The sequence below is a fragment of the Eubacteriales bacterium mix99 genome (assembly GCA_038396605.1).
In the GTDB taxonomy this organism is placed as follows: Bacteria; Bacillota; Clostridia; order Caldicoprobacterales; family DTU083; genus UBA4874.
In genome coordinates, this window is sequence record CP121690.1 from 765116 (window position 1) to 787884 (window position 22769).

General features: G+C 49.5%; 20 protein-coding genes and 1 tRNA gene. 8 read left to right on the forward strand and 13 right to left on the reverse strand.

The features are described from left to right. Positions 1–402: 402 nt before the first annotated feature. Positions 403–1350 carry a M15 family metallopeptidase gene (locus QBE55_03180; protein WZL79183.1) on the reverse strand — a complete coding sequence of 316 codons (948 nt, stop codon included), beginning with the start codon at positions 1348–1350 and terminating at the stop codon, positions 403–405. A gap of 415 nt (positions 1351–1765) precedes the next feature. Between QBE55_03180 and QBE55_03185 the strand changes: the two genes are divergently transcribed. After that, positions 1766–1981 carry a cold-shock protein gene (locus QBE55_03185; GenBank protein ID WZL79184.1) on the forward strand — a complete coding sequence of 72 codons (216 nt, stop codon included), beginning with the start codon at positions 1766–1768 and terminating at the stop codon, positions 1979–1981. A gap of 285 nt (positions 1982–2266) precedes the next feature. Next, complete coding sequence (locus QBE55_03190; protein ID WZL79185.1) at positions 2267–2788, forward strand: nitroreductase family protein; 522 nt, start codon at positions 2267–2269, stop codon at positions 2786–2788. Positions 2789–2917: 129 nt separating this feature from the next. Here QBE55_03190 and QBE55_03195 read toward each other — a convergent pair. The 3 genes from QBE55_03195 to QBE55_03205 form a co-directional block, all read right to left on the reverse strand. Next, positions 2918–2994 (reverse strand) — tRNA-Arg (locus tag QBE55_03195). A gap of 273 nt (positions 2995–3267) precedes the next feature. Next, a complete protein-coding gene (locus tag QBE55_03200) occupies positions 3268–3795 on the reverse strand; it encodes an NUDIX hydrolase (GenBank protein ID WZL79186.1) in 528 nt (175 codons plus the stop codon). Positions 3796–3815: 20 nt separating this feature from the next. Further along, positions 3816–4802, reverse strand: a complete 987-nt coding sequence (locus tag QBE55_03205; GenBank protein WZL79187.1) for a Gfo/Idh/MocA family oxidoreductase — start codon at positions 4800–4802, stop codon at positions 3816–3818. Positions 4803–4981: 179 nt separating this feature from the next. Between QBE55_03205 and QBE55_03210 the strand changes: the two genes are divergently transcribed. Beyond that, positions 4982–5422, forward strand: coding sequence for a GNAT family N-acetyltransferase (locus tag QBE55_03210; GenBank protein WZL79188.1), 441 nt, complete (start codon positions 4982–4984; stop codon positions 5420–5422). Positions 5423–5425: 3 nt separating this feature from the next. Here QBE55_03210 and QBE55_03215 read toward each other — a convergent pair whose 3' ends face one another. From QBE55_03215 to QBE55_03225, 3 genes are all read right to left on the reverse strand, one after another. Then, positions 5426–6403 carry an NAD(P)-dependent oxidoreductase gene (locus QBE55_03215; GenBank protein WZL79189.1) on the reverse strand — a complete coding sequence of 326 codons (978 nt, stop codon included), beginning with the start codon at positions 6401–6403 and terminating at the stop codon, positions 5426–5428. Positions 6404–6543: 140 nt separating this feature from the next. After that, positions 6544–7608 (reverse strand): FAD:protein FMN transferase, encoded by a 1065-nt coding sequence (locus QBE55_03220; GenBank protein WZL79190.1) that lies wholly within the window; start codon positions 7606–7608, stop codon positions 6544–6546. Next, complete coding sequence (locus tag QBE55_03225) at positions 7605–7739, reverse strand: hypothetical protein (GenBank protein ID WZL79191.1); 135 nt, start codon at positions 7737–7739, stop codon at positions 7605–7607. Before QBE55_03225 ends, QBE55_03220 begins: the two co-directional genes overlap by 4 nt. 234 nt (positions 7740–7973) lie before the next feature. Here QBE55_03225 and QBE55_03230 point away from each other — a divergent pair, with 234 nt between their 5' ends. Further along, positions 7974–8165: an aspartyl-phosphate phosphatase Spo0E family protein gene (locus tag QBE55_03230; protein ID WZL79192.1), complete on the forward strand. Its 192-nt coding sequence runs from the start codon at positions 7974–7976 to the stop codon at positions 8163–8165. A gap of 112 nt (positions 8166–8277) precedes the next feature. On the opposite strand, the gene QBE55_03235 is transcribed toward QBE55_03230, so the two are convergent. Then, positions 8278–8736 (reverse strand): hypothetical protein, encoded by a 459-nt coding sequence (locus QBE55_03235; protein ID WZL79193.1) that lies wholly within the window; start codon positions 8734–8736, stop codon positions 8278–8280. Between the two features lie 328 nt (positions 8737–9064). Here QBE55_03235 and QBE55_03240 point away from each other — a divergent pair, with 328 nt between their 5' ends. The 4 genes from QBE55_03240 to QBE55_03255 all read left to right on the forward strand — a co-directional run bounded on the left by QBE55_03240 (position 9065) and on the right by QBE55_03255 (position 13783). Beyond that, positions 9065–9226: a hypothetical protein gene (locus QBE55_03240; protein WZL79194.1), complete on the forward strand. Its 162-nt coding sequence runs from the start codon at positions 9065–9067 to the stop codon at positions 9224–9226. A 353-nt stretch (positions 9227–9579) separates the two neighbouring features. Next, a complete protein-coding gene (locus tag QBE55_03245; protein WZL79195.1) occupies positions 9580–10059 on the forward strand; it encodes a MarR family transcriptional regulator in 480 nt (159 codons plus the stop codon). A gap of 50 nt (positions 10060–10109) precedes the next feature. Then, positions 10110–11849, forward strand: coding sequence for an ABC transporter ATP-binding protein (locus tag QBE55_03250; protein WZL79196.1), 1740 nt, complete (start codon positions 10110–10112; stop codon positions 11847–11849). A gap of 5 nt (positions 11850–11854) precedes the next feature. Then, complete coding sequence (locus QBE55_03255; GenBank protein WZL79853.1) at positions 11855–13783, forward strand: ABC transporter ATP-binding protein; 1929 nt, start codon at positions 11855–11857, stop codon at positions 13781–13783. Between the two features lie 110 nt (positions 13784–13893). On the opposite strand, the gene QBE55_03260 is transcribed toward QBE55_03255, so the two are convergent. From QBE55_03260 to QBE55_03280, 5 genes are all read right to left on the reverse strand, one after another. Next, entirely contained in the window at positions 13894–14919 is a 1026-nt protein-coding gene (locus QBE55_03260) for a sugar kinase (protein WZL79197.1), read from the reverse strand. Positions 14920–15110: 191 nt separating this feature from the next. Beyond that, positions 15111–17774: a family 78 glycoside hydrolase catalytic domain gene (locus QBE55_03265; protein WZL79198.1), complete on the reverse strand. Its 2664-nt coding sequence runs from the start codon at positions 17772–17774 to the stop codon at positions 15111–15113. A gap of 219 nt (positions 17775–17993) precedes the next feature. After that, the gene (locus tag QBE55_03270) at positions 17994–19064 is read right to left on the reverse strand and encodes a hypothetical protein (protein ID WZL79199.1); all 1071 of its coding nucleotides are present in this window, start codon (positions 19062–19064) and stop codon (positions 17994–17996) included. 306 nt (positions 19065–19370) lie between these two features. Further along, complete coding sequence (locus tag QBE55_03275; protein ID WZL79200.1) at positions 19371–21794, reverse strand: glycoside hydrolase family 2 TIM barrel-domain containing protein; 2424 nt, start codon at positions 21792–21794, stop codon at positions 19371–19373. A gap of 79 nt (positions 21795–21873) precedes the next feature. After that, a complete protein-coding gene (locus tag QBE55_03280; protein WZL79201.1) occupies positions 21874–22761 on the reverse strand; it encodes a carbohydrate ABC transporter permease in 888 nt (295 codons plus the stop codon). Positions 22762–22769 lie beyond the last annotated feature (8 nt).

Sequence of the window (22769 nt, forward strand, 5' to 3'; positions counted from 1 at the left end):
TCTTCTTCAGGCTAAACCATAGGTCGTCTTTTTACCCTGTTCTTTCAATCTGTCCTACCGTATTCTATTCGTCGCAACCTGTTGTTATGAAAAATTCTGTCGGATACCTTGTCCAAAAAATCTAAAATACCCCACCTTGTGTATATGCGTTGTGTATATGCGTCAATTACAATGATGCGTTTCTTTTCTTCCTATCTATACCTTTGATGCATTTCTTTCTTTTATAGATCTTATATGCGTTTCTTTCTGCCTTCATGAATACAATAACACGATGTCTGCTGACCTGTCAATGATTTCAATATTTTACCAGACCAGAGCCGGAATGAAACTGTATGAACCAGCCCAGTTTGGGAATTTTGGGAATCGGATTGTTCCCGGACCATAAGCATCCGGCAGGAGATGCTAATTGGCATCTCCCAGATACTCTTCCAGGCAGAGACCTTTTTCCTTGATCTCCCTTGCCGCTTTCTTTCCCACATAGCGGAAATGCCAGGGTTCATAAATCACACCGGTCTGAGGGGTTTTCCCATCCGGATACCGAAGAATGAATCCATATTCATCGCAATGCTCCATCAGCCACTGCATTTCCGGCGTATCCGCCTGTTTGTCATCCAGTATCTGATAGGTTTCCGATACGATATCCGCAGCCAGCCCCAAATTGTGTTCACTTGTCCCGGGAATCGTGACGACTTTACGCGCTTCCACCTCTGCCCGACGGCGGTCGAATCCCCTGGACATCTGCTTGTCGATTTGTTTGCCGAATAACTTCTGCTGATATTCAATGGTTCGGTAGGCCGAGCATACAATAGGCGACAAACCCTGCGCCCTTGCATCTGAAAGCATGGCATTCAATGATTCAATGGCCCGTGCGTCAAACTGCAGTCCGTTATCCAGCTTCTTCAGCGGAACCTCATAACCATCCGGGAGAGGATTCCCGTCATTCACCAAAGTCAGCATCCACTCTCCCATTTCTCCACCCCCTGCAATCTTTAAGCTCATGTCGTCTGCGTTTCTATCCCCTGAGCTTCTATTCCCTGAATCCCCGGATCTTGAATCCATATCCCCGGCTTTCCCCTGACGGACAGCCTGATCGCCTTTCCATTCAGCAGAATCATTGGCGGACCGGGCTGTATTTTGTTCCCCGGGAAGGCCTTCCTGACCCTCAGCCCGCTGAACGGCGTCTTTCGAATCCTCCCCTGCGCCAGAAGTTCCCTTGTACAACAACAGTGAAAAAAGGATCAGAGTACCGCACAGAATAAAGATGGCACCTTTCCGGCCTTTCCGATGTTTATGATTGATTCCGAATCGAATACCATAAGGTCCGATACCGGATGGACCCACTGAACGCATTCCAAACATCCTTTCTTTCTATAATCAATTGTTTTGATATCCATGAACTGCCGGTTATGGAGATACGCATGAATCTGCGCAAAAATTATATCTTCCATCATTATACACCAAATTATTTTTATTTGTTGACTGAATTTATCAAAAAACAAAAAATTTGAGGATATTTGAAAAGATTCCGGACTTTTGCATTTTCCCTTTTTGTTTCTGGTCCAAATGTCAGCAATGCCTGCCTGGAATAAAAAAATTTTAAATTTTGTCTTGACAAATCCCTTTCGACCATGTAAAATAATATAGGTATTCTAAATGTACGAATTGATTGCCATAGAATGTAGATCAATTTTCCATTTTGATTTACCGTCCTGTGGCTTTTATTTTGCACTGGGGATAACAATATCAAAAAGGAGGTACCTACTGAATGAATACAGGTACTGTCAAATGGTTTAATGAAGCAAAGGGCTATGGATTTATTTCCAACGACGATGGAACGGGAGATGTCTTCGTACATTTTTCTGCTATACAGGGCGATGGTTTCAAAACGTTGGCTGAGGGGCAGAAAGTAACTTATGATACTGAGCCCGATCCCAAAGACCCCCGCAAAATGCGCGCGGTTAATGTTCAGACTGTTGAATAACCCGATATCAACTGAGTTCCATCATCAAAGAATCCGCTCCAGGAAAGGGCGGATTTTTTTTACCCGCTTCTTTGCATTGATTTCAATCCTGTACCGGTTATCATACAATACCTGTTCCTGTCCTGTTTTCGTTTCAGCCAGGGTTTCGTTCCTGTTGTGCTTTCATTGTACCTTTGTTTTCTTTGCATTTCTGCTTCCCTTCCTTTTGCCCGCTCTCCTGTTATCCAGGGGAAAAGGTGGTATAATAGGATAGAAAGTCATTTTATTGCAGGGAGTGAGGAATTCATGAAGGAAACATTAGAAGACCTGAAAACAAGAAGAAGCTGCAGAAGGTATCAGCAGAAGCAGGTTGGGCAGAAAGAACTGGATGCCATTCTTGAGGCCGGAAAGTATGCACCTACCGGCATGGGAAAGCAGTCTCCGATACTGGTGGTAATCCAGGACAGGGAGACCATTGAGAAGATTTCAAAGTTGAATGCCGCAGTGGCAGACAGTCCAACGGATCCTTTCTATGAGGCTCCGACGCTGGTCATCGTTTTTGCCGATAAAAATATAAACACTTATGTCGAGGACGGAGCGCTGGTCATGGGCAACCTGTTAAACGCTGCCCATGCGGTCGGTGTGGATTCCTGCTTTATTTACAGAGCAAGGGAAGTATTTGAAACAGAAGAAGGAAAGGCTCTGCTGAAAAAATGGGGAATCGGCGATCAGTATGTGGGAATTGGCAACTGCATCCTGGGATATGGAGCAGAAGGCGGTATCAACCCGGCGAAACCCAGAAAATCAGATTACGTCGTCAGAGTGTGAAAAATTGTTTCTTCCGGCGGTTTTGTACAAACATAATTCCACTTTAGCGATTAAGAAACCTTGAAAAGTCCGGAAAGTGATTCAAAGTATTGGATAAACCCGCAGTCCTTAGAGGAAAGCGGGTTTATTTGGTGCACCCGGAGGGATTCGAACCCCCGGCCTGCGGTTTAGGAAACCGACGCTCTATCCTGCTGAGCTACGGGTGCACATTGTAACAAATTTTATTTTACCTCTGCCGCTCTGTTTTGTCAACCATGTTTTAAACTCTGTTTCCCGCTTCCCACGCCTTCTTTTTGTCGATCCATTCCTTGCATGAAAAGCCATATCCCATTGGGCAACTGCTTGCGTGCGATACGAGACAGGATATCGGGATATAAGTCCCGCCCATCCTGCGTCCCATCCATTGGAACGCAGGATGGACAGGAAAATGCTTCTGCTTGCCGGACAGCTGAAGTGCTGAATCGTGCCCGGTCGATGTTTCAGCGGTTCTGCCGGGCCCAGTACATCAAAACACCGATGATGGTCTTGCCATCCCGTATTTCACCATTCTTTACTTTTCCAAGGGCTTCATCAAAGGGCACCGTATCGAACGTCAGTTCTTCGAATTCATCCAGATTCTGTCCGGATACCCGTTTCAGTCCGGAAGCCGCAAAGATATGGATCACTTCGTCGTGGCTGCCGGGAGAAGAATAGGGGGATGCCAGCAGCGACCATTCCTCTGCTTCGTAGCCCGTCTCTTCCTTCAGTTCCCGCTTTGCCGCCTCCAGGGGAGTTTCCCCCCCGTCAACAAGGCCGGCAGGAATTTCCCGGATAGCGGCATGGACCGGATAGCGGAATTGCGTGACCAGCAGCATTTTCCTGTCGTCATCTACTGCCACCACAGCAGCCGCCTGTTTATGGGAAACAACCTCCCGGGTTGTTCTCCTCCCATCCTCCAGTTCCACTTCGTCGTTATATACTTTTATGATTTTTCCGCTGTACACATTCTGTCGGGATATCGTTTTCAATTGATTCACTCCATCTTTTGTTAAAAATCCACCCGTTTGCCTGTACGATAGGATTCGTACGCCTTTTCCATCAGTTCGGTCAACTGGATACCTTCCTCCAGGCCAAATTGAGGGGAACCGCCGTTCTCAATTGCATCCATCCATTGCCGGATGGCAGAAGGCAGGGCATCCGGTAAATCCGACGGCGTGACAAATCCTTTGGACTCCGGCGCGTATTTTTTGGAAGATATCTTTACCGTGTTGTCGGGGCCTCCGATCAGCAAACTTCCTTCCGTACCGTAAATCTCCATGAAAAATGGGCTGGCCGGCGTAACAAAACCGGTTTCCACAATGGCAATCGCCTTATTTTCAAATTCAATGACACTGACCGCATTGTCCTCCACCGCCCTGTTGGTATAACTGTTGAAAACCGAACTGATATTCCTGGGCTTTCCCAGCAGCCAGCGGGACAGATACATGGGATGCGCTCCCAGGTCCATCATGGCGCCTCCTCCGCATGCTTTTGGGTCGTAGAAATGATCCGGCAGCCAATTGCCGACCGCTCCGTCATGAGCATTTCTCACGCGAAGCAGTGTAATGCCCCCAAGCCAATTCTCCTCCACCGCCTTCTTTGCAAAGAGGTTGGCGGGAAAGGTGCGATGCGGAAAGGAAATGCAGAACTGTACATTGGCTTTCTGCACCGCATCCTTTATTGCCTCACATTCCTTTACCGTAAGCGCCATGACCTTTTCAGTGAAAATATGCTTCCCGGCGTTCGCCGCAGCAATGATTACTTCAGGATGCAGGTTGGTTGGAGTATTGACCACAACCGCATCCACGTCATCCCGTTTCAGCAAAGCGGACAGGTCTTCCTCAAAAGCAGCACCCAGCTCCGCCGCCCATTGCCTGCCCCTCTCCGGCTGTTCATCCCATACAGCGGTAATCCTGGCACGGCCCGTCTGTGAAATCTGTCTGGCATAATCCCTTGCGTGAACATGCCATCCGCTCAGCATAGCTACTCTCAGCATAATTGATTCTCCTTCCCTTACTTACCCTTTCAATTTCCTTTCCGGACTTCCTGTGTTCAGTATAATCCACCGCTTCCGGTCTTTCAAGGCCAGAAGAGCTAAAATGCTCTTTCCTTGCTATTCTTTCTTTCTATGATAGAATGGAAATATACTGGAATTTGAAAGGGGTTATTACGTAAATGATCAGAAAAATGAAGAGAGAGGATAAGGACATTTTCCTTCATATGACAAATCAATTTTACGCCTCGGATGCCGTCCTCCATCCGATTCCGGAAGAATATCATAAAGATGCATTTGAGGAAATCATGCGTTCCGATGTTTACCTGGAAGGATATATCCTCGAAATGGGCGGAAAGCCGGCCGGCTATGCCATGACGGCAAAAACCTATTCCCATGAAGCCGGCGGCATTACCCTGTGGATCGATGAGCTGTTTATCTCAGGGCAGTACCGCTCAAGGGGACTGGGAACAGAGTTTTTCAACTATCTGAAAGCTCACATGGATCCTTCCATTGCCCGGGTCCGGCTGGAAGTGGAATCCGACAATCATCGGGCCATCCGGCTTTATCGAAGAGTCGGATTCACTGAGCTGGAATACAATCAGATGTATGTGGAGAAATAAACTTTATTTCGATTGGCAGATCCCTGAATTAACCACATGAAAGGGCGGACGTCCGTTGAAGAAATTCAGGATATTCCGGGCGCATTCCCATGCCATATGGATCCTGGTTTCTATTGTATCGGTGCCGATATGAGGTGTCAGGACGACATTATCCATCTTCAAAAGCTCCGGTGAGATAACGGGCTCCCTTTCATATACATCCAGGCCTGCACCGGCCAGCCTGCCCTGCTGCAGCTTCGCAGCCAGGGCCTTCTCCTCCACCACCGGTCCTCTGGAAGTGTTGATCAGATAAGCGGTGGGCTTCATCAGGGAAAGCTCCCTCTCCCCGATCAAGTGGTGTGTCTCTTGGGTCAATGGTGTATGTATAGTAATCACATCGGAGGATTTCAGCAGATCATCCAGCCGTTTGTAGACAGCACCCAGTTCCATCTCAATCACGGGGTCCAGGCGTTTGCGATTGTAATAGGATACCGGCATGGCAAAGGCAGAAGCCCGCTTTGCAACCGCTCTTCCGATCCGTCCCATTCCGATAATGCCAAGCTCCTTGCCATACAATACATGGCCCATGTTCTTCATCATGCCCCACCGCGAGGCATCACCGTGCCGCAGCGCCCGATCACATTCGGAGATACGGCGCATGACAGAAAGCATCAGCCCCATGGCGACCTCTGCTGTGGCATCCGTTACGGCATCCGGAATGTTTGCAACAACAATTCCTTTTTCCGTGGCGGCCTGAATATCGATGGCATCAAAACCCGCGCCGTAGACGCTGATAATCCGAAGCCGGTCCGCTGCCCGGATCAGTCCGGCATCCATATGGATCCCTGCAGCAAGGATTCCATCGTAATCTGCGATAATCGGAAGCAGACTTTCCCTGGACATGGAGCCTTCCCGATGTATTGTCACTTCAAAATCATTTGCCAGGCATTGAAGCCCTTCCTCCGGGAGCGGATAAGTGACCAGTATTTTCTTTTTGCTCACAGCAGACATCCCCCCATAAATGACAGGTTCATTCGTAAAACATGATATGCCGATCCCTGTTGGTAATAGAAACATTTCCATGCATATGCAGGCATTTATTTATAATATACTATCCTGATGGGGGAAATACAAGGAAAAGTTCAATCCGCTGCTTTATAGTCCGGATGGATTCCGCTGACCTTCCCTTTCAGACCTTTGCTGAAATAAAGCTTTTTATCCTGCGTGATGAGCATAGCCGGAACCCCCATCTGATCGGCAAGCTTCAATCCATCCTTCACGCCCAGGATAAACAGGGAAGTCGTCAATGCATCGGCGCCGATCCCGTTTTTCGTCAGAACCGTTGCACTGATCACCCCATTGTTGGCCGGATAACCGGTCTGGGGATCAAAAATATGATGATACCGTTTCCCCGTTTTCTTGTAGACTTCCGTCATATATCGCTCATAATCCCCGGAGGTAACCACGGCTTTTCCTTTGGTCTCCACCACGGCAACATGCTTGCGCTTCTTTTTGTCCTCTTCCATCCTGGGATTCTGGATTCCAATCCTCCAGGGTGTGCCGTCCTCTTTTCCGTTGACAACTGCAATATTTCCGCCCAGGTTGACCAGTGCATGGGTCACCCCATTCTTTTTCAGGATCCGGACAGCTTCATCGCCTGCATATCCCTTTGCAATGCCGCCCAAATCCAGGCCCATCCCTTCCGTCTCCAGAAAAACCGTTTTCTTCTCCTTGTCCAGCTTTACCTTTTTATAATCCACCAGGGAAAGTTTTTCCTTAATTTCCTCCCTGGCCGGAATCCTCTGATTTTCTTTTCCGATATTCCATAAGCTGCTGACGGGCAGCGTGGTAATGTCAAATGCCCCGCTGGAACGCTTTGCATACTGCAGAGCCTTCTGAATCACAAAAAGGGTATCAGAATGGACCGGAACCGGCTGCTTTCCTGCATTTCTGTTGATCCTGGACACATCGCTGTCCTCCACGGTAACGCTCATTCGCCGTTCAATCTCCCGGATCCTCTCCCTGGCTGCATTCAGTGCATCCCCTGGATGATCTCCTCCCGAGACTGAAAAAGTGATATAGGTATCCATGGCAAACAAATTGTCCTGCACTGGTTCGGTATTCTTTCGGCAGGATGTCGTACCCGTCAGTATCAGTGCGATCACCAATAACAGCCGGATCCCCGAACCAAGCCTTTTTTTCGTCATTTGATTTCTTTCCTTTCCAGGTTTATCCCTGCCCGTTCCCCGTATTGCCCGGTTCTTCCATCTTCCTCCGCTTCCCGGCCCTTTGTCCCTTTCGCTCCCCGCCTGTTCTTTTCTTCTTTTTGTTTCTTCATATGGCAGTCTCCTTCTTATCCTATTATCTTAGCATAAAGGGAATTTCCGGGCAATTCATTTTGCATTTTCATATTTGCAAAAAAGCCAAAATAATTTTGTAATTTATGCAGGAATTTTAAAATTTATATAGAATAAGTAGCTTGTTTGTGTAATTGTGTATAATTCTTACATAAGTACTATAAAACAAGAAAATTCGGTAAAATATACTTTATGCGTAAGAAGGTTGAAAAGAAATGGAAACAATGATGGATAACTTTATCGTGAATGAACAGGTAATTGAGAATTTACGCGCTCATCTCAATCAGCTGATTGCAGACCACGGGGAGGATGAGCTGCTTCATCCGGATGTCGTCGAGTTCAGCCAGTTGCTTGACAACTTCATCTCTGCATATACCGTCTCCAATCTGGAACACAATCAACAATAACGGAGGGCTGCCTCAACAATAACGGAGAGCTGCCTCAACAATAACGGAGAGCTGCCTCATGCTCATGCAGGACAGACAGAATCAGCGGCGGGGTAATGGAAGATACCCGTCCTTATTGTTGTGTTTTTGGTTTGGAAACGGAGCTGTCCGGAGAGGATCCGTCTACTGCAGACTGCAGTTTTCGGTACAAAGCCTCCGTTTCCTCCGGTTTTTTGAAATTCAGGACAATCCACTCATTCCCCGTATGCATCAGAATAAAGGGGCCTCCGGTGGAAAACGAAATGAGTCTCGTTTTCCCCAGCTCTTCCAGTTCATAAACCCCCCTTCTGGTAATGCCGAGCAGATTCATACCATTTGTCCTGGACTTGATCCGGGGCAGTAGCTCCCTCAGCTCAAGCCGGTCAATGTCCTCTATTTGCATCCCCGCTCCGTATAAACCGGTTATCCTTACATAATTTTCACTTATCATCACCTGAGGAGGCTTGGTGCCGATATAGAGCAACAATACCAAAAGAACGACAATCGTTATATTGAAAAGATATTGCAGCGCCTGATCCTTTTTGTTTTGCATCGTTCCTCCTTCTCATACGCCGGGTCTGCATTCCGCGGATCCGGCAAAAACGGCAGCCGGGGCCCCAAAACCAGGAGTAAGACAGCGTGATTGTGAAAAGCCTGCATATAAAGTATACACTAATATTATCGTCAAACCATCAAAAATATTTATAAACCACAAAATGGATTTTGTAACAAACTTCTGCTCTTTTGATTTCCGTTTTTTGCCTGTTCTTATCTTTGGAAAATCAACACGGAAGCAGGAAAGCTTCCGGATATTTTCAGGCTAGAAAACGTCCGACTTTGGAATAATAATTGTATCAAACAGATAAAGGAGTGAATTCATCATGAAACGCAGAAAACCTGTAAGAAAAATGATGTCGGAATTCTCTGAAGAACTGGGAGTGACCGCTCACAAAAGAAACAAAATGGGAATTGGATTGCTGGTCGCTGCCGGTGGGATTGTTGGATACAGCCTGGTACGTGGAGCTATGAATCGGACGAAATAGCAAGCAAAGGAGCAAAAATTCAGGCAGGGATAATATCCAAAAATTTCAGGAGGCTGACAAAGCCTCCTTTTTTATTGTCTTGCCGCATTTCCGTCTATTTCCATCCATGCATGACCTTCCTGTCCGCCGAAGAGGATATCCATAAATATCCATCAACATTTTCTTGACATCCCCGCTCCGGGGCATTATACTATTAACAGTTAACTAGCTAATGATTATGGCATTAACTATTATTATTATACAAATGTTACCCAATCATGCCGCTGTAAAAATACAGAAAAATATATTACGCCGATGTATTCCGTACTGCAACGGGGTCCATCCGTCCAGAAATCCGGCAGGAGGTGAAAAGATTGGAGCAATCCATGAAAAATAAAAGTGACGGGGTGTCCACCGGCAAGGAAATATTACATCAGATCATTTGCTTTGCCATGAAACACCGAACCATCATGCAGAGCTATCTGGATAAAACAGGGGTTTATCAGGCACAGCACCATTTACTGATGAGAATTTCCCACAATTGTTTTGCGTCCCAGAAAGATCTTGCGGAATCCATGGAAAAATCCCCGGCAACCGTGGCCGTTTCCCTGAAAAAACTGGAAAAGGGGGGTTACATCACGCGGACCACAGATAAGACGGACAACCGGCTGAACCATATCCGCATTACCGGAAAAGGAAATGCAGTCGTGGAGAAAAGCAGGCAGATTTTCATTACTTCCGAGCAAAGAATCTTTCAGGGACTGACAAAGGAAGAACAAAGCAGCCTTTTGCTGCTGATGCAAAAGCTGAATGCCAACCTCACAGGGATGGAAGAGGAGATAAGGCCAAAATAAGGTTCGGGAATCAAACAAGGTCATGCTTGTGGTAAGAAAGGACAGAATGTATGAAAGAATACTGGAAATATGCAAAGCCATACCTTTCATCGATGATCATCGGGCCCATTCTGATGATTACGGAGGTAATCGGTGAAATCATTATGCCGCTGCTGCTCAGCAATATTATAGACAACGGAATCCTTGGCAGCCGCAGTACCTCCTATATTATGTCAATGGGTGCCGCAATGGTGGGAACTGCCCTGGCCATGCTGCTGGGAGGCACAGGCGGAGCTTTTTTTGCCGTTCGGGCTTCCTCAGGATTTGCCAATAACCTGCGAAAGGATATGTTCCATAAAATACAGGAATTCTCTTTCTCAAATATTGATGAACACAGCACCGGATCCCTGGTGACGCGGCTGACCAACGATGTCACCCAGCTTCAAAATATGATGCAGATGATGCTGCGCATGGCCCTTCGAGCGCCGGGAATGCTGATCGGCGCGCTGATTATGGCCATCCGGCTGAACGCCAGACTGGCCACGGTCATCCTGTTTATCATCCCACTGCTGGCAGCAGCGATCTACCTGATCATTCGAATCGGTTTTCCCCGGTTCACCATAATGCAGAAGAAGCTGGATGCGCTGAATACCGCCACCCAGGAAAACCTGACCAATATCCGTGTGGTCAAGTCCTTTGTGCGGGAGAGCCACGAAGAGGAGAAATTTCAGAAAGCCAACAGGGATCTGAAGGAAAAAACCATTCATGCCATTAAAGTCGTCATCTTTACCATACCTGTCATGACCCTGGCCATGAACATTGCGACTCTGGCCGTGGTATGGTTCGGAGGAAACCAGATTATTGTCGGCAGCATGAAAACCGGCGTTCTGATCGCATTTATAAACTATGTGACTCAGATTTTGATGTCCCTGGTTATGATATCCGCCATCATATTGAACGGGTCAAGGGCCCTGGCATCTTCAAAGCGTATTGACGAAATCCTGCATACCCATGTGGATCTTTCGGATGAAAACGCCTCCCGAAAAGACCAAATCGTCCGGAAAGGCCAGATTGCATTCCGGAATGTTTGTTTTCGTTATTATAAAAACAACAGGAAGTGGGTTCTGCAGGATATCAATCTCGACATTGAGCCGGGCGAGACCGTGGGAATCATTGGCTCCACCGGATGCGGCAAAACTACACTGGTGCATCTGATTCCAAGACTATATGATGTCGATTCGGGAGAGGTCCTGGTGGATGGAATCAATGTAAAGGATTATTCCCTGAAAAACCTCCGCAGCGGAGTCAGCATCGTTCTTCAGAACAACGTTCTGTTCTCCGGCACCATTCGGGATAATCTGATGTGGGGCGACGAGGATGCAGATGAGGAAACCATTACCCACTTTGCAAAAAGTGCGCAGGCACATGATTTCATTACGCTATCCCCCAATGGATACGATACCGAACTGGGTCAGGGAGGCGTCAACGTTTCCGGAGGGCAGAAACAGAGGCTGTGTATCGCCCGGACGTTATTGAAGCGGCCCAAAATCCTCATCCTGGATGACAGCACCAGTGCAGTGGATACGGCAACCGAATCCAGGATTCAGGAAAATTTTAGCAAGGACCTGCTTCATACCACGAAGATCATCATTGCGCAGAGAATTTCCTCCGTGATGGACGCAGATAAAATTGTAGTGATGGACGAAGGAAAGATCACCGATATGGGGACCCATTCCGAGTTGCTGCAAAGCTGCGAAACATACCGGGAAATCTACAGCTCGCAGATGGATAAGGCGGTGACCGCCTCATGAGTCCTATGACTGAGGAGAAAAAAGAGGCGCTGATTAAAAGATACGGAAGTCAGTATACTACGACGGAACAGCCGGCGCCCAACGGCAAGGGATTCAAACGGGGAAAATCAAGGAAAAGAGGGCCGGGGGGCGGCGGTATGACCGGGACCAAACCGAAAGACGCCAAACTGACCATCCGACGGCTGTTTTCTTATCTTGATCAGGACAAACTGAAAATGGTTCTTGTCTGTATCTGTGTGCTGATCAGCTCCGTGACCGCACTGGCGGGCGGTTATATTCTGCGGCCCATCATCAATAATCTGGCAGACCCACAGCTCTCTGCAAAGGCAAAGGCATATGGGCTCCTGATGGGTGTGGCTGTCATGGCGGCGATTTATCTTATCGGTGTCCTGAGTTCCTATCTCCAGATGAGAACCATGATGAATGTTTCAGAGAGTGCCTTGTACCATATCCGGGAGGACCTGTTCCATCAAATTCAGAGGCTGTCCCTGCGGTTTCATGACACCCATTCCCATGGCGAAATCATGAGCCGGTTCACCAACGATCTGGATGTAGTCAGCCAAATGTTGAGCAATACCCTGCCGCAAATCTTTTCCGGTGTTGTATCCATTATCGGCACCCTTATCCTGATGTTTTATACAAACTGGATCCTGGCGCTGCTGGTCATTTTGACCGTCCCGGGAATGGCTCTTGCAGGTGGTGCCATTGCCAGACGGAACCGGCAGTATTTCAGGCAGCAGCAGCAGTCCCTGGGTGCAGTAAACGGATATGTTGAAGAGACCATGACCGGTCAGAAGGTAGTAAAGGTGTTTTGCCATGAAGACACCGCCATAGAGGAATTTGATGCCATCAGCGATGACCTACATGACAAACAGGCCCGGGCACAGTTTTTCGGCGGCATTATGGGTCCGGTCATGGGCAGCCTGAGTCAGGTCAGCTATGCCCTGGCAGCCGTAGTAGGCGGCATTCTTTGCCTGACTGCCAACTTCGATATCGGCGGCCTGACCATTTTCACCAACTATGCGAGGCAGTTTTCCAGGCCAATCAATGAACTGTCCATGCAGGTGACGACGATCTTTTCTGCCCTGGCCGGAGCTGAGCGGGTCTTTGAAGTCATGGATGCAGACCCGGAAACCCCGGATTCGGAGAATGCCATTGCAATCTGTTCCGAATCGGAAAGGGTGGAAGACGCTCAGCCCATAAAGGGCAGAGTGACCATGGAAAACGTCAGCTTCGGATATACTCCGGGCAAGACAATTTTAAAAAGCGTAAATGTCACGGCGGAACCGGGGCAGAAAGTGGCCTTTGTCGGCTCCACAGGCGCAGGCAAGACCACCATTACCAATCTGATCAACCGGTTTTACGACATGGAAGAAGGAAAGATCACCATTGACGGCATGGACATCCGGAACATCCGGAAGGATTCCCTGCGAAGCAACATTGCCATGGTTCTGCAGGATACGCATCTGTTCTCCGGAACGGTCATGGAAAATATCCGGTACGGACGTCTGGATGCAACGGATGATGAAGTGATCAACGCCGCCAGGGTCGCCAATGCCCATTCCTTTATCGAAAGGCTGGAAAACGGATATCAAACCATGCTGAAAGGCGACGGGGCCAATCTGAGCCAGGGCCAGCGCCAGCTCCTGAACATTGCACGGGCCTCCGTATCCCGAGCTCCGATTTTAATACTGGATGAGGCCACCAGCTCGGTGGATACCCGGACAGAAAAGCATATTGAGCAGGGCATGGATCACCTGATGGAAAACAGAACCACCTTTGTCATCGCCCACCGGCTGTCCACCGTACGAAATGCCGATAAAATCATCGTACTGGAGCACGGCGGGATCGTGGAGCAGGGTACCCATGAGGAACTGCTTGCCCGGAAAGGAAGATATTATCAGCTTTATACCGGAAAAATTAAGCTGGATTAACTGGATTAAATTGAAACAGTTCGGATTGAAAAAAGCCCCCGGATCCCAATATTGGATTGCTGTCCGGAGGCTTCCTTTTTATCTCTGTACTCCTTTATCTCTGTACCCTTTTATCTCTGTACTCTGCCGGAAGCATCTCCGCTCATCAGTCTTTCCACGTCGGATCTCCCTACCCGGTTGAAATCCCCGGGAATGGAATGCTTCAGACAGCTGGCAGCCACGGCAAACTCCAGCGCTTTCTGTTTCCCGGCATAGGTATTGAGTCCGTAGATCAGCCCGCCGGCAAAGGAATCCCCGCCGCCTACACGGTCCACAATATCCCGGATCTCATACTTTCGGCTTACATAAAAGTTCTCCCGATCGTTGAGGCATGCAGACCAGCCGTTGACATCCGCGCTTCTGCTTTCCCGCAGGGTAATGGCAATCATTTTCATGTTCGGATATTGTTTCAAAACGGCATCGGAAAGAGCCTGATACCGGGACAGATCCAGCTTTCCGCTTTCGACATCCACATCCACCTGAATGCCCAGGGATTTCTGACAGTCTTCCTCATTGCCTACCGCCACATCCACATATCCGGCCAGCTCACACATAACCTCCGGTGCCTTCTTTCCGTATTTCCAAAGATTCTTCCGAAAATTCAGATCACAGGAGACGGTTATCTTCTTTTCCCTGGCAGCCTTTACCGCTTCCAGGGACAGTTCCATGGCATTCTCCGAGATCGCAGGAGTGATCCCCGTAATATGAAACCAGCCCACTCCCTCCAGTGCCTTGTCCCAATCGATGTCCCCCGGTTTGGCAAGAGCGATTGCCGAATTGGCCCGGTCGTATACGACTTTGCTGGGAAGCTGATTGGCACCGCCTTCCGCATAATAAATGCCCATGCGTCCGTCTCCACGCAAAACCTTACCTGTACCAACGCCAAATCTGTGAAGCTCCCCGATACAGGCATCAGCAATGGCATTGTCAGGCAGAACTGTGAGAAACTCCGTATCCATCCCGTAGTTGGCAAGGGACACTGCCACATTGGCTTCCCCGCCTCCGAAGGTGGCCTCCAGCATGGGACTCTGAAAGAAGCGCTCCTGCCCCGGCGCCTTCAGCCGAAGCATGATTTCACCGAATGTCAGGTATTTCATTTGAATCACTCTCCTGTGAATTGTATAATAGATGATATAGTCTTTGATCTTATGTTATCATATCACAAAATGCATTAAAATGGTACAAATTCCCGCGTAACAATACGGATACAAGGCGCATCAATCCGAGGTATCCGCGGTTTCCTCTCCGCCAATGTTATAATAAAAAGTCCGCTTAAAACCCCGCTTCGTCATTCCTTCCCCGTTGCTTCCTTTTCCGCCCTGTAATCCACCGTTGGTACATAATGTATTTCATAATGTCCGGCGGTCAGGGTAAATATCACGCCGTCCAGCTCCTGCAGTGCATCTGTTTCCAGAGCCGACAGAGGCTTCCCGTTTATGGTAATCCCATCGATCACGGCATCGGGCAGCTTCACCTCTGCCACTGTATCAAAGGGAATGGTAAACGCATAATGCAGCCCATCCCCGTCCAGCATCCAGCTGCTTTCGTACCGGCCTGCCGCCGAGTTCAGGAACGCCTTCGACCACGTAAGCCTGCCGTTGGGCTGAGGTTCCAGCTTCGCCCTGCGGAAACCGGGGCAGTCCTCCACCGGCTGAATGCCGCACATGTTCCGGTACATCCATTCCACAATGGATCCGTACGCATAATGGTTCAGGGAGTTCATACCCAGCTCGCCGAACTTCCCGTTGGGCAGCAGGGAATTCCATCTCTCCCAGATGGTCGTGGCTCCCATCTTCACTTCATACAGCCAGCTGGGGAAATCCTCTTTCAAAAGCAGGCGGTAAGCCGTGTCGTTGTATCCGTTTTCCGATAATACCCGGCATAGAAGCGGGGTTCCCACAAAACCGGTCTTCAGATGATAATCGTTTTCCTTTAATTTCCGCTCCAGAGTGGAAGCAGCCCGTTTGCGGAATTTGTCCGGAATCAGATTCATGTAAAGTGCCAGCACATAGGCGGTTTGCGTATCCACTGCCAGCCTGCCATTGGGAGTCAGGAATTCCTTTTGGAATCCTTCCTTCACTTCATCGGACAACGTCTGATATTCCCTGGCCATGTCCTTCTTCCCCAGTACACGGGCTGCTTTGGCAACCAACTCCGCAGAATAGGCATAATAAGCTGTCGCAATGTAATCTTCCGCCGTTCCGCCTCTGGGGTTAAACCCGCCGGGTCCATCCAATGCCAGCCAGTCTCCGTAATGAAAGCCGGTATTCCACAAATGGCTGCCGTCATCCTGCCTGTGGATATAATCCACCCAGGACTTCATGCTCTCCAGCTGCTGTTCCAGTATGGCCTTGTCTCCATAATGCAGATATACATTCCAGGGAATCACCGTGGCAGCATCCCCCCATACGGAAGATCCCGTACCGCCCACGCAGGTCTTCGGCACCACATGGGCCACTGCTCCATTGTCCGCTTTCTGCTCCAGAGCCAGATCATACAGATATTTGTGATAAAAGGCATCGGTATCCATATTGAAGCAGGCGGTACCGGAAAAGACATCCGCGTCCCCTGTCCATCCCATCCGCTCATCCCTCTGGGGGCAGTCCGTCGGGACATCCAGAAAGTTCCCCTTCTGTCCCCACAGGGCATTCAGAAACAGCCGGTTGACAAGGGGATCGGAGGTCTCAATTTCGCCGATGCGTTCCATATCGGAATGCAGGACACATCCGGTAAAATCCTCCGGATGAATCTCTCCCGGCCAGCCTTCCACTTTCACATAACGGAAGCCGTAAAAAGTAAAGTGGGGCCGGACCACTGCAGGACGTCCATCAGAAATATAGTGAAACTCTGCCTTTGCCGTACGAAGATTTTCTCTGGAAAAGTTTCCATCCTGCAGCTCTTCCCCATGCATGAGAACAATCTCCGTATCCTTCGGGGCATTCACCTTCATCTGCATCCATCCCACCATGTTCTGCCCCATGTCCAGTACCGTCTCCCCTTTCGGTGTCCGGATCACCTGAACCGGCCGGAGCTCGTTCATGACATGTACCGGAAGGCTTCGCCGCGCTTCCAGCCGGTCTTTACCGATATTCAGGAAGCGGGTGCCGGACCAGCTGCCGTCATCCAATCCGGCTTCGGACCAACCGGCAATCTGCCTGTTGGAATCATAGACTTCCCCGTCATAGATGCTGCTTTCCTGCACCGGTCCGGGTGCGGCCTTCCAGCTTTCATCCGTTTCAATCGTCACGGACCTTCCATCCCTGTAGGACACGATCAGCTCACAGATCAGAGCCATGGTATCCCCATAAATATTGCCCTGGTTGTCCTGAAAGCCAAAACGCCCTTTATACCAGCCATTGCCCGGCATAGCGCCCATTGCGTTTTCACCGGGATGCAGCAAAGATGTTACATCATAGGTCTGATACTGCATCCATTTGTCATAGGCATTGCAGTCAGGCGTCAGATATTCCCTTCCCGCCTTCTGACCGTTCAGTTCGAGCTCATACAGACCCAGGCCGCATACATATGCCCGAGCAGAAGCCACTTCCCCATCCAGGGAAAAGGTCTTCCGCAGCAAGGGGTGAATGTTTTTCTCCTCCCAGTCCGGAGTAATCCAGTCTGCTGTCCAGGGTTCCTCCATTTTGGATGTTTCAAACCAAGCAGGCGGACTTTGTATTTCCTCCTGCTGATCCGTCCAAACGGTGACCCGCCAGTAATACCTTGTGCGGGGCTTCAGTTCCAGCGGGAGCCAGAATCCCAGGCTGTCAATATCATCCCGTTTTCCGCTGTCATACAATATCTGCCTGAAGTCTTCCTCCGCCGCCACCTGTACCCTTGCGGCCGTCTGAAACTTTGCACCCGGAGCCTCCGTGACCCAGCTCAGACGAGGCTGCCCCAGATGGAACCCCAGAGGATTGCTGATCCGGTTGCACTTCATTCGCGTAATGCCCATAATGCCATACTCCTTTCGCCCTTCTGTCCTTTCCATATATCTGTTGCTTTTATAGTACAAGGTCCAATGTGATAATACCATATATTATCTATATTGGCACAACAAAATTCATGAAATTCCATCAGGAAGGCTGAAAAGTTTGACAAACCCGGAATTCATCAAAAAAGCCGCCTGTATCCCGGCAATGAATTACCGGGAATCAGACGGTTTGCGTTTCAATTACCAAATATTACATACCGCCTGCGAACCGGAAGCCTGCCAATGGTCCGGATTGAAGTACGTATCGTAATCGTAGTACGCGCCAAAATATGGAGACCACGTATCCTCCCGGCAGGAAGGCGGTTCAAACAGTTCCGGCTGGGCCAGCCATGTATCCGGATCAGCATGGGAAATGCACAGGGAGGAGCATTCCTTCTGCAGGCATCCGGATTGCGGTATGCCCAGCAAAAAGCAGAAATAACGATAAACTTTCCGGTAAGCGGACAGAGGCGGAACTTCCAGAATGGAACGGTATCCTTTCAGAAAGGGTATGACGGATTTTGAGTCGAGAAGATATTCCAGGCTGATGAAGTCCAGCACCCTCGGACCTGCCACATAAGCCCCGCTGCCTATAAAGGCGGTAATTTTCCCTTGCCCGGACAGGAACAGGGAAGGACTCATCCCTGGAAGAATGGGACAAAACCATTCCGGGACCGGCAGGGAGCCAAGCTCCTCCAGGATTTCACCGGACATTTTCCGAACCGCACTATCCGCAGGATACGGCTCCGTCATTGTCCGGATGACTTCTGCCAGATTCTCATGAAACCGAGCTTTCGACTCTGTCTTCGTTTTCGCCAGGTTTCCGAAAAAATTGGTGCGGCTGCGATGCACCTTCGCCAGCCAGATACCAAACGAAACAAGAAGTTCCTCCGGCTGATCCGCAAAGGATTTCATTGCCTTTCCCCTCATTTTCTCCACAATCAGATATTCCTTGCCGCCCAACTCCCTTTTCGATTGAATTTTCGGCACAGGAATATCCGAAATCGTACTCAACAATTCCAGATTTTTTTCATAACACGACATACCTTCAGGGTCCCTGCCGAACAACTGCCTGCATCCCTTCCGGAATTCAGGCTCCGGCTCCTGCCCGAACCCGGGCGTGAGCACCACAGATTCTCCGGAGACCGTTTTCACAGTCCATGCCGGTCCGGCCAGTCCGTAAATGCCGGAATCCTGCAGTTTTATCACTTCAATGATCTCTTCCTGAAACAAGCGTTGCAGCAGTCTGCACCGGGATGTATTTGTTGTCACAAGCTCACCTCCCCTTATGATTACCATCCATATATACCATCTACCTGAATTATTGGTATAATACATAGGGATTATACATCGCAGTCTGTAACATTGCAGAAAACACAGGGGATAGAAGAAACAGCAGACATGCACTGAATGCAGAGCAAGATACAGCTGGATAAACAGCCGCATGAATGGTCGGATGAATTGGAAGGGAATCCTATAATTGTTCAAAGAAAGCGGCAATGTATCTCCATAAAGGCTGGAAGATACATTGCCATTTAATCACAAAAATTTGTTTCGCAGGAATTTAACCAAAAGAGCCTAACAGGAATTCGCCCGGATGGATATCTGCGCAGCAGGAAGGGTATCGGATACCACTGCTATGTGAATATCGCCGGGAGTCCGGTCCGCACGGACTGCCAGCAAAGCCCTGCCGTCAAAAGTCCGGCGCCTGCCGGTGCCGTAATCCTCCGTTGTTTTTGGGTTGCCCGAGCCAAAGCCCGCCAGCCTGCCGGCACCGGATACGGATGCAGTAAGATCAAAAGGCCGGGAAACAGCCAATACCCCATTGTCATCCAGAAGTTCCGCTTTGATAAAACAGAGATCCATTCCATCTGCACGGAGAATTTCCCGGTCCGCTGTCAACCGGATTTCAGCAGCGGGACCCGCCGTTTCGATTTCATCCCCCGCGATTGCCCTGCCGTCCTTCCAGGCCACTGCTGCCAGTTTGCCCGGCGTATACGGCACTTCCATAAAAGCTTTGAGCTTTTCCACCTTTGTCCTTCCAAAGCTTTTTCCGTTTACCAGGAATTCCACCTCATCACAGTCGGCATAGGCCTCCGCCTTCACCGGCTTGCCGATATACTGCGCATCAAATGTCCAGTTCCTCTTCACGTCCGCCCATTGCCAGCCCATGCCGTAGCATGGCTTCCCTGTATGGGAAGGATGTGTCGTGAATAGATGGACGCCGTCATCAAGATGCCACATGATCTTACGAAAATAGGACTGGGGCCTACGATTGCCATCCAGATCAAAGTCCCCCTGATAGCAGCTGAGCCAGGGATACTGTCCCACCAGTCCTTCCAAAGGCTCATTGAGATCCCATATGACACGTCCCGCACCGGCTTCCCCCAAATTGTCATATGCTGTCCAGATGAAGTCCCCGATCACATGGTCGTTTTCTTCCACGGCTTTCCAGAAGTCATAGGTATCAAACGCAGTGGTTTCCGTAGCCTGTATCACACGGCCGGGAAACTTCTTTCCATCGCTTTCATAACGGGGATAAAGATAATTGTAGCCTACTATATCCAGCGTATCGGCAGCTGCCTTCGTCTGATCTCCCCACGGATCCTCTGCATTTGGATCAAAATCGGGCTTCCCATGCCCGGAAAGCCGTTTCAGAACTTCACGTCTGTCTATTTCAATGGGCGGTCTTTCTTCCAGGATATCCAGCGAGATATCCCAGGCACCATGAATGGCAGAAGTGACCGGGCGGGTTGGATCCAGGGAGCGGACCAGATCCGCCTGCCTTTTTGCCCAGAGGGCGCCGTTGCTTTTGCCCGTAATTTCCGGGATCTCATTGCCGATGGACCAGCAGTAAACCGACGGATGGTTCCGGTCCCGCTTTACCATGGAAGTGGTGTCGTATTTCCACCATTGCTCAAAGTAAAGATGATAATCCAGCGGATTCTTGCCCATGGTCCACATATCGAAGCTTTCATCCAGCACCAGCATGCCCAGGCGGTCGCAGGCGTCCAGCAGTGCTGTGGATGGTGGATTATGCGCCGTGCGGACTGCATTGTAGCCGGCATCCTTCAGAAGCTGAATCTTGCGCTCCTCCGCACGGGGATAAGCACGGGAACCAAGCAGGGTATTGTCATGATGAATGCACCCGCCCCGCAGCTTCATTTTCCGGCCATTTAACCGAAAACCGTCCTCTGCATCGATTTCGATCCTGCGGATCCCAAACCAGCCTTCAAAGGCATCGAGCTCTTCCCCGCCTGCTGAAATGCTGATCTTCATGATATACCGGTTCGGATGGCCCACATCCCACAGATTCGGGTTCGGAACAGTCAGATCCATATCCGCATGGGTGTCTGCCTTTTCCGCCAGTGAAACCACCTTTTCCCCTGCGGCAACCCCGGTCCCTTTTTCATCAAATATATGAACATGCAGTCCGGCATCCATGCTGCAGTCCGTATTGGTAACCGAAATGGAAGCATGGACCGTTGCCTCGTCCTGATGAACCTTTGGGGCCGTGATAAAAACCTCCCACGGATGAATAAAAGCCCTGCCGCCGAAATACAGGCTGACATCCCGGAACAATCCGCCGCCGCTGTACCAGCGGGTGCCCGGAAGCCGGCACTGGGTCCCGACTTTCAGATAGTTTTTCTTACCCGGCTCCCGCAGATTTTTTGTCAAATCCACAAAAAATGCAGTATACCCGTAAGGGTGATGAAACAACTTCTGACGGTTCAACGTCACTTCAGCATTCATATAGGCACCATCGAAGCCGATCAGCACAGTCCTGCCCCGGCTGTCCTCCGGCAGCACAAAGTCCTTTTTGTAAACAGCCTTTCCGCCCGGGAAAAAGCCCATGGATGCCCTGCCGGGGCTGTCCGGCGTGCGGTGCAGCGAAAGAATGAAATCATCCGGGAGGTCCACAGGCACGAAGTCATTCTGTGCCCAGCCTTCCTTTTCGGTAACAGCACGCTTCCAGTCAAAATTCAGGGGAATTCGTTTCATAATTCCAGTCCTTCCTTTCGTCTATTCGTTTTATAAAGTGCATCCATCCCATAAAAATTCCGTATCAAACGGATATTCCTCATCCTTTAACGCTTCCGATCATGATTCCCTGAACGAAATAGCGCTGCAGGAATGGATATACCACCAGTATCGGGATGGTGGCGACCATGATGGTACAGTATTTCACCAGCAAACGGTAGCTTTCCTGCTGGGTCTGCCCCACGGTGCCGAGCTGCGTCATACTTTTGGTATCATTCTTGATCAGGATTTCGCGCAGCAGCAGCTGCAGGGGATATTTTGATTTGCTGGAAATAAAAAGGGATGGATTGAACCATTGATTCCACAGACCTACCGCATAAAACAGGGTGATGACAGCCACGGTTGCCTGTGCCATGGGCACCATAATGACCCAGCAGGTCCGCCAGTCACTGGCACCATCCAGTTTTGCAGACTCCACAATGCTCACCGGCACGGCAGCAAAGGCAGTACGCATGACAATCAGATTCCAGGTGTTGACTGCGATGGGCAGGATGATGGACATACGGGTATCCAGCATGTGAAGGTTCTTTACCAACAGATAAAAGGGAATCAGTCCTCCCTGAAAATACATGGTAACGATGATGAGCTTCATAATCAGTTTGTTCCAGTATGGACCTTTGCGGGATAAGGCATAGGCTCCCAGAATGGTCAGGAACATACTGAGAGCAGTACCCACTCCGACATAGAACAGGGTATTCAGAAATCCGGATGAAATATTGGGATTTTGCATCACCAGCTTATATCCCTGTAAATTGAGCTTTCCCAGCGGCCAAAGATAAAATCCCCGATGGCTGTAAACCTGTACCGGATCGCTGACCGATGCCATTGCAACATGCCAGAGGGGATACAGACAGATCACGCAGACGACGAACAGCAAAAGATAGTTGAAAACAGAGAAAATTTTTTCTCCGGCGGTTTGTTTGATCACAGATATCC